This window comes from Kitasatospora sp. NPDC057692 (assembly GCF_042799475.1).
Taxonomy (GTDB): Bacteria; Actinomycetota; Actinomycetes; order Streptomycetales; family Streptomycetaceae; genus Kitasatospora.
This window is the reverse complement of record NZ_JBHVIV010000004.1, coordinates 183,948-191,826: the sequence shown is the minus strand read 5'-3', so window position 1 is coordinate 191,826 and position 7,879 is coordinate 183,948. Positions and strand designations below refer to the sequence as shown.

Below are 7,879 nucleotides of genomic sequence, written 5' to 3'. Positions count from 1 at the left end.
GCCGCCCGCGCGTTCCGCGGCGGGTGTCGCCCGGCTGGCGGACTCCGCCCGCGCCGCGCCGGCCGGGGGGTACGGACCCCGCCACCGTCCCGCCGGGGGGGGGCCCCCCCCCCGGGGGGGCGCCCCCCCTCGGGGGCCCCCCCCCCCCCGGCGGGGGAGTGGAACGAGGGGCGGGGGCTGACGGCTGACAGTTGACAATATCTGTCAGCTGTTATCTGTCAGTTGTCAGTTGTCACCTGTCAGCCGTTGCCCGCGGGCCGGTGTCCGTCAGGCGATCGAGAAGTCGTCGCCGTAGACGCTGCCCTGGCCGTACCAGCCGTGCAGGTACACCGTCACGGTGCCGGAGGCGCCGGTGGTGAACGGGACGCTGAGCTTGGTCCAGCCGGAGCCGCTGGTCCACGCGGAGCCGGTGGCGCCGCCGCTCACGCCGAGGTAGGAGTAGCTGCCCTGGACCCAGCCGGTCAGCGTGTAGGCCTTGTTGGGCGTCAGGGTGACGGTCTGGGTGCACTCACCGGTCTGCGAGGCGGTGGCCGCGGACTGCAGGGCGTACGAGCCGGAGTGCACCGGGGTGCTCACCACGGAGCCGCCGGCCTGGCAGGTCCACGGGCCCAGGCTGCCGGTCTCCAGACCGCCGTTGGCCAGGCCGCCGGGCGGGGTGACCCCGGTGACGGTCAGCGTGTAGGTGGCGGTGTGGCTGCCGGAGGCGGCGGTGCCGGTGACGGTCAGCGGGTAGGTGCCGGGGGTGGTGGTGGCCGCGGTGGCGACGGTGAGCGTCGCGGGCGAACCCGCGGTGACGCTGCCCGGGTTGACCGTGGCGGTGACGCCGGCGGGCGCGCCGCTCACGGTGAGGGCGACGCTCTGCGCGGAGCCCGCGACGACACCGGTGTTGACGGTGGCGCTGGCGGACGAGCCCGCCGTCACCGAGCCGGCGCCCGGGCTGACGGCGACCGAGAAGTCGTTGCCCGGCTGGGTGCTCGTCACCTTCAGCGTGTAGGTGGCGGTCTGGCTGCCGGAGGTGCCGACGCCGGTGACGGTGAGCGGGTAGGTGCCGGCGGCGGCGTTCGCCGTGGTGGTGACGGTGAGCGTCGCGGGCGAACCGGCCAGGACCGTACCGGGGTTGACCGTGGCGGTGACGCCGGCGGGCGCGCCGCTGACGCTGAGGGTGATGCTCTGCGCGGTGCCGGAGGGGGCGCCGGGCGGGGTGATCTCGACGGTGTTGACGGTGGCGGTGGTGGAGGAACCGGCCGCCACGGTGCCCGAGGCGGGGTTCAGGTTGAGCAGGAAGCCGCTGGTGGGCGGGGTGTTGCTGGTGAACGGCGCGAAGATCTTGGTGAAGTCCCAGGTGTTCTGCTGGATCCCGGAGCAGTCGTCGCGCGCGCCGCCGCCCGGGCACTTGCCGTTGTCGCGCTGCAGCGCCCAGAACGACAGGGTGTTGATGCCCCGCGCCACGGCCCAGTTGTAGACGGTGGTCGCGTTGGCGAGCGTGAAGGTCTCGGCCGCACCGAAGTCGTCGACGCCGGGCATCTCGGTGACGCCGATCGAACCCCACAGCTGGGTCGGGGTCTTGGTCGGCCACAGCCGGGACATCTGGTTGTACAGGCCGGTGGCCGCGGACTGGGTGTCGGCCGCCATGTCGTGCGCGGCGTTGTCGTAGTAGTCGAACGTCATCAGGTTGACGACGTCGATCCGGGCGTTGTTGGTGACGGCGTTGCGCAGCACCGCGAGGCCGCTGTCGGCGAGTCCGCTGGTGGTGGTCGGCAGCGTGTAGGAGAACTGGATCTGCCGGCCGTTGGCGGCGGCCCAGTCCTGCGTCAGCTTGATCGCCTTGTTGCGGCGGTCGATGCCCGCGGAGTTGTTCAGCGAGTCGGCCTCGATGTCGAGGTCGATCCGGCTGATGTCGTAGGTGGTGATGAGCTTCTGGAAGGCGGCGGAGATCTGGTTGACGTCGGTGCAGCTGTCGGCCAGTTCGGTGCCGGTGGTGTCCGCGGTGTAGCCGCCGAGCGACGGGATCACGTCTCCGCCGGCGGCCTTGATCTTGGCGAAGTCGGCGCCGAAGGAGGACTGCGCGACCGGCAGCGAGGTGTCGCCGTTCCAGTACGGGGTGCAGGAGCCCTTGGTGGCCGTCTGCAGGAACGCCATCGTCAGGTGCTTCGCGCCGGACTGGGCGGCCAGCGTGGCGGGGCTCTCGCCGGTCCAGGCCTCGAAGTAGGGGGCGAACACCCGGGTGGGCAGCGGGGCCGCCGCGGCCGAGGCGCCGGCGGAGACGGCGGCCGGGCCGGCGGGTGCGGCGTCGGCGACCGCCGCGCCGGCGACCAGACCGGCCGAGGCGACGAGCGTGACACAGGCCGTCAGGGCGGACTGGACTGTTCTGCGTAGACGCATGGGTTCTCCAACAGGCGTGGTGGGGCAGGACGTTGGTGAAGCGTGCGGAACGGCGCTGCGGACCTTGCGGGGGCGTACGGGACCCTCGTAGGGGGAGAGGGCCGTGCGGCGGGACGGGTGGCGCGGGGGTGTGCGGATCCCGCAGGCACGCGGCACGGACGGACGGCGTGCGCGGACGCGCGGACGCCGTGGCGGGGCCTGGGGGCGGAGCGGAGCAGGGCAGGGCATTGCCTCAGCCGCCGGTGGTCACACCCCCACAGTGCATCCCGGTCGGATCGACATGCCTATGGTTGGACTAGACCACTCGTCTGTCAAGAGTCCTTACAGTTCGTCAGCGAAGGGTATGGCGCCGAGGTTGGCCGGGGAATGGTCAACCGTCAACAAATCCGGTTGTGGCGCGTCCCTCGCTCCGACATCATCAGGGCATGCGAGACCTCGACTGGAAGCTCGACAGAGAGGGCGGCTGCCGCCCGCACGGGTGAGCCCCCGGCCCCCGGGTCCCGGCCCGCCGCCACCGGCGGCCGACGGCCGGGCCACGTCCGTTCGCTCCCGCGCCCGTTCGCGCGTCGTGCCGTCCTACCGTCCTGCCGTTCCGTCCTTCTCCCCGCGCTGCCGCCCGCCCGCTCTCCCGGGCGCGCGTCCCGCGCGGAACGCCCTTCATCCGGACGCGCCCGTACGCCGGGCGCCGCCCGTGGACCGCTGCGCCCGTGCACCGCTGAACTCATGCACCGCTGGACCCGTGCGCGCGGAACCCGCCCACCGCGAAACCCGCTTGCCGCGTGACACGCGCCCCGTGCTCGCGCGTCTTACGTATGTCGACCCCCGGAAAGGAGGAACCCGTGGACTTCATCTCGTCCGATGACAAGGACACCGCCTGGAGCCTCGTCTGAGCCGGGGGTGTGTGCCGTGGCCGCGCGGTGGTCGTCGCGCGCGGCCACGGTGGCCCGGAGCTCAGGACACCGGGCCGTTCGAGGGGCTGGCCGTGAGAGCGGTCAGGCCGGCGGGCAGAGGGTGGTGCGCAGCGCGTCCAGGATTTTTTCCGCCTTCTCGGGCCCGAAACCCTGGGGGTGGGTGGGATCCGTGAAGCGTTGGTCCGCCAGGTCGATCAACTTCGCGCGGTCCTTCGGGAACTGGTACATCGCCTGGCACTGGGCGCGGGCCCGGTCGACGGCCTGGTCGGGCTGTCCGCCGACGAGCGCCGGGTCGATCGCCTCCAGCGCGGCGACGAGCCGCGCGGTGAGGTCCGCGGCCGGCGCGGCCGGCAGCCCGGCGTCCGGGGGCGGTGCCGGCTTCGACGCCGCCGGGGGGTCGGCGGGGGAGCCCGTGGCCCCCGGGGCGGGTGGGTTCCCGGTGGCGGGCCGCGTCGCGGTCCCGGCCGGCGGCGCGCCGGCGGAGGCGCCGGCCGTGCCGTCCGGACCGGGTGCCTCGGGGGAGCCCGGGGCCGGGGCGGGGGCGGTCGCTGCGGGGGACGCGGCGGCCGTCGCCGCGTCCGTACCGGACGCCGCGGGCGCGGCGGTACCCGGTGGGGTGGTGCCGGCGGCGGTGCTGCCGGAGCCCGAGCCGGAGCTGGAGCACGCGGCGAGGCTCACCGCGGCGCAGGCCGTGAGGGTGGCGGCGAGGAGACGAGTGCGCATGCCGTCACCCTGTCATGTTCGCGCCGCCCAAGGGAAGATCCGCCGGGCCCGGGATCGGCTCCCGGGCCCGGCGTTCCGCGTCGCCCCGCGCGACGTCCCCGCGGTTTCGTGGCTTCCGCGTGGTCAGGACAGCCCGTTGCTCTTCAGCCAGTCCTTGGCCACCGCCGACGGGTCCTCCTTGTCGACCGCGACCTTCTTCATCAGCGCCAGCAGCCCCGCCGTGTCGAGCTTCGCCGACACCGCGTTGAGCGCGCCGGTCGCCGTCGCGTCCACCTTGGCCTTGTTGACCAGCGGCGTCACGTTCTGGGCCGCGAACAGGTTCTTCGGGTCGGCGAGCGGGACGAGCTTCAGCTGCGAGATCTTCGGGTCGGTCGAGAAGACGTTGCCGACCTGCACCGAACCGTCCTTGACCGCGTTGGCCGTGGTCTCGCCGGTCGACTTCCACTCCTTGAACGTCACGCCGTAGACGTCCTTGAGCGGCTGCTCCTGGCGCGACTTGAACTCCGGCGGGCCGCCGATGGTGAGCTCGCCCGCCTTGCCGGCCAGGTCGGCGATCGACTTCAGCCCGAACTTGTCGGCGGTCTCCTGGCTGACGCTCAGGGTGTCCTTGTCCTCGGCGGGCGAGGAGTCCAGGACCGCGAGCGAGGCGGGCAGCGTCTTGGCCAGCTCGGCGTTGACGGCGGCGGTGCCCGGATCCGCCGACTTGCCGCCCAGGTAGGCGAGCAGCGAGCCGTTGTACTCCGGCAGCACGGACAGGCTGCCGCTCTGCAGCTGCCCGTAGAGCACCTCGCGGCTGCCGATGTTGAACTTCTCCTCGACCTTCACGCCCTTGGCCTTGAGCGCCTGCGCGTAGATCGAGCCGAGCAGCACGTTCTCCGGGAAGTTGGCCGAGCCGACCACGACCGTCCCGCCGGCCGGGGCACCCGTCGCGGCGCTCCCGGAGGCGCTGCCGGGCGCCGGGGCGGCCGAGTCCTTGCCGCCCAGCGGGTCGCCGCCGGAGGAGGAGCAGGCCGTCGCGGTCAGGGCGAGCGCGGCGAGCGCGGCCAGGACGCCGGCCCGGCGGCCGGCCGTCGCCGCTCTCAGCGGCGCGGATGCGGATGTCGACATGGTGATAGGTGTCCTTTCGGGGTGGACGTCACGGTCGGTCGAAGGAAGCGGGACGGCCGGGGCGGCGGTGCGCCGCCGGGCCGGAGCGATCACGAGGGCTGCCGGGCCGCGGCCAGCTGCTGCGCGCGCAGCCCGGGCGGGAGCGCGTAACGGGCCAGCAGCGCGAAGAACGCCTGCGCCCCGACGGCGAGCAGGACGACCAGCAGCGCCCCGCCGACCGTCATCGCGTAGTCGCGGGTGGCCAGCCCGTCGACGACGTACCGGCCGAGACCGCCGAGCCCGACGTACGCGGCCACCGTCGCCGTCGCGACGACCTGCACGGTCGCGGTCCGGAAACCGGCCAGCAGGGTCGGCAGCGCCGACGGCACGCAGACCTGCCACAGCACCTGCGGGTGCGTCAGCCCGACGCCGCGCGCCGCGTCCCGCACGTCCGGGTCGGTGCCGCGCACCCCTTCGACGGCGGCGACCAGCAGCGGCGGCGCGGCCAGCGCGACCAGCGGCACCAGGACGGCGGTGTCGCCGACCCCGGCGAGCAGCACCGCCAGCGTCACCAGCCCGAGCGTGGGCAGCGCGCGGGCGGCGCCGGCCAGCGCGGTCACCGCGGTGACGCCGCGCCCGGTGTAGCCGATCAGCAGTCCGAGCGGGACGGCCAGCAGCGCGGCGAAGAGCAGGGCCTCGCCGGAGAACAGCAGGTGCTCGGCGATCCGGTTCGCGATCGAGTTCGGGCCGCTGCGGCGGTCCGGGTCGGAGAAGAAGTCCCCCAACCAGGTGAGCCAGTTCACCGGCCCGCTCCCTTCTCCCGCACGGCCCAGGGCGCCAGCAGCCGGCGGGCGCCGACCAGCAGCAGGTCCACGGCCAGGGCGAGCGCGGCGATCAGTACGATCCCGGCCACGATCGGGGTCGGGAAGGTGCGCTGGAACCCGTCGACGAACAGGTAGCCGAGCCCGCCTCGCCCGACCAGCGCGCCCACCGAGGCCAGCGAGATGCTGGAGACGGCCGCCACCCGCAGACCGGCCACCAGATAGGGGACGGCGGCGGGCAGTTCGACGGCGGCCAGCCGGTGCCACGGCCCGTACCCCATCGCGGAGGCGGCCTGCCGAACCGGGTCGGGCACGGCGCGCAGCCCGTCCACCGTGGTGGGCAGCAGCACGGCGAGCGCGTAGAAGGTGAGCGGGATCATCACGGTGGCCTGGGTGGCCAGCCCCGTGTAGGGGATCAGCACGACGAACACGGCCAGCGAGGGCAGCGCGTAGACGATGTTGAAGACGGCGGCGAGCGGCTGGTAGAGGCGCGGGTAGCGGGTGCAGGCCAGCCCGAGCGGGACCGCCAGCAGCAGGCCGATCAGCACCGGGAGCAGCGCGATCACGGCGTGGTCGGCGAGCAGGTCGCCGAGGTAGCCGAGGTGGTCGCCGATCCAGTACCAGCGGACGATCGGTTCACCGTCCACCGGCGGCTCCGTCCTTCTCGGGTTCGGCCCCGGCATCGGCCGTGCCGGCTCCGGCCTCGGTCCCGGCGCCGTCGGCTCCGGCCTCGGCGGCGTCGGCCCGGTGCGGCGCGGCGACCTCGGAGATCCCGCCGACCTCGGAGATCCCGCCGGCACCGGAGATCCCGCCGGCACCGGAGACCTCGGCGAACGCGGGGACACCGAGGGCACCCGTCACACCGGTCGGGACCGGAGCGGCCGCGAGCGCCGCCAGCACGGCCTCGCGGTCGGCGGTCCCCGTCACCCGGCCGTCGGCGTCCAGGGCGACGGCGACGCCCGCGGGGGAGAGCACGGCGGCGTCCAGCGCCGCGCGCAGCGTGTCGGCCTCGGGGTGGAACCCGGGCGCCGGCTGCGGGGCGGCCCCCGCCGCGTCCCGGTCGGTCCACCCGATCGGCCGGCGCTCGTCGTCCAGCACGAGCTCCCACCCGCCGAAGCGCACCGTGCCCTTCGCCGAGCCGGCCGGCGCGAGGGGTATCGGCCGGACGGCCACGGTCGCGGCGGGCCGCAGCCCGAGCCCGCGCAGGCCCCGGTCACGGCCGAGGAAGGCGGCGACGTCCGCGTCCGCGGGCGCCGTCAGCAGCGTGTGCGGGTCGGCGAGCTGGGCGATCCGGCCCCGCTCGCGCAGCACCACGACCTGGTCGCCGAGCCGGACGGCCTCCTCGATGTCGTGGGTCACGAACAGCACCGTCTTGTGCAGCTCGGACTGGAGGCGCAGCAACTCCTCCTGGAGACCGGCCCGCACCACCGGGTCGACGGCGCTGAACGGCTCGTCCATCAGCAGCACCGGCGGATCGGCCGCCAGCGCCCGCGCCACGCCGACGCGCTGCTGCTGGCCGCCGGAGAGCTGGAACGGGTACCGCCGGGCGGTCTCCGGGGCGAGTCCGACCAGGTCGAGGAGCTCGGCCGCCCGCGCGCGGGCCTTCCTCCGGTCCCAGCCGAGCAGATAGGGGACGGTCGCGACGTTGTCGATCACCCGGCGGTGCGGGAACAGTCCGGCCTGCTGGATCACGTACCCGATGCCGCGCCGCAGTCTGGCCGGGTCCATCGCCGCCACGTCGGTGCCGTCCAGCAGGACCCGGCCCGAGGTCGGCTCGACCATGCGGTTGACCATCCGCAGCAGGGTGGTCTTCCCGCAGCCGGACGGTCCGACCAGCACGGTCGTACGACCGGTGGGGACGTCGAGGTCGAGGCCTTCGACGGCGACCGTGCCGTCGGGGTGGCGCTTGCCCGCGCCGTCGAATCTGATCACGGGGGTTGTCCTCGTCTCGGCGGT

At 74.3% G+C, this 7,879-nt stretch carries 6 protein-coding genes; all 6 read right to left on the bottom strand.

Annotated elements, in window-relative coordinates; genetic code table 11:
- Positions 1 to 267: 267 nt before the first annotated feature.
- Entirely contained in the window at positions 268 to 2,382 is a 2,115-nt protein-coding gene (locus ACFVFS_RS04040; RefSeq protein ID WP_380619756.1) for a glycosyl hydrolase family 18 protein, read from the bottom strand.
- 992 nt (positions 2,383 to 3,374) lie between these two features.
- Complete coding sequence (locus ACFVFS_RS04035) at positions 3,375 to 4,016, bottom strand: hypothetical protein (protein ID WP_380619753.1); 642 nt, start codon at positions 4,014 to 4,016, stop codon at positions 3,375 to 3,377.
- Between the two features lie 123 nt (positions 4,017 to 4,139).
- A complete protein-coding gene (locus tag ACFVFS_RS04030; protein WP_380619750.1) occupies positions 4,140 to 5,123 on the bottom strand; it encodes an ABC transporter substrate-binding protein in 984 nt (327 codons plus the stop codon).
- Between the two features lie 89 nt (positions 5,124 to 5,212).
- Positions 5,213 to 5,905 carry an ABC transporter permease gene (locus tag ACFVFS_RS04025; RefSeq protein WP_380619748.1) on the bottom strand — a complete coding sequence of 231 codons (693 nt, stop codon included), beginning with the start codon at positions 5,903 to 5,905 and terminating at the stop codon, positions 5,213 to 5,215.
- On the bottom strand, positions 5,902 to 6,570 hold the full coding sequence (locus ACFVFS_RS04020; RefSeq protein ID WP_380619745.1) for an ABC transporter permease: 669 nt from the start codon (positions 6,568 to 6,570) through the stop codon (positions 5,902 to 5,904). Before ACFVFS_RS04020 ends, ACFVFS_RS04025 begins: the two co-directional genes overlap by 4 nt.
- Positions 6,560 to 7,855, bottom strand: a complete 1,296-nt coding sequence (locus ACFVFS_RS04015) for an ABC transporter ATP-binding protein (RefSeq protein ID WP_380619742.1) — start codon at positions 7,853 to 7,855, stop codon at positions 6,560 to 6,562. The genes ACFVFS_RS04020 and ACFVFS_RS04015 overlap by 11 nt, the downstream gene beginning before the upstream one ends.
- Between the last annotated feature and the right edge of the window lie 24 nt (positions 7,856 to 7,879).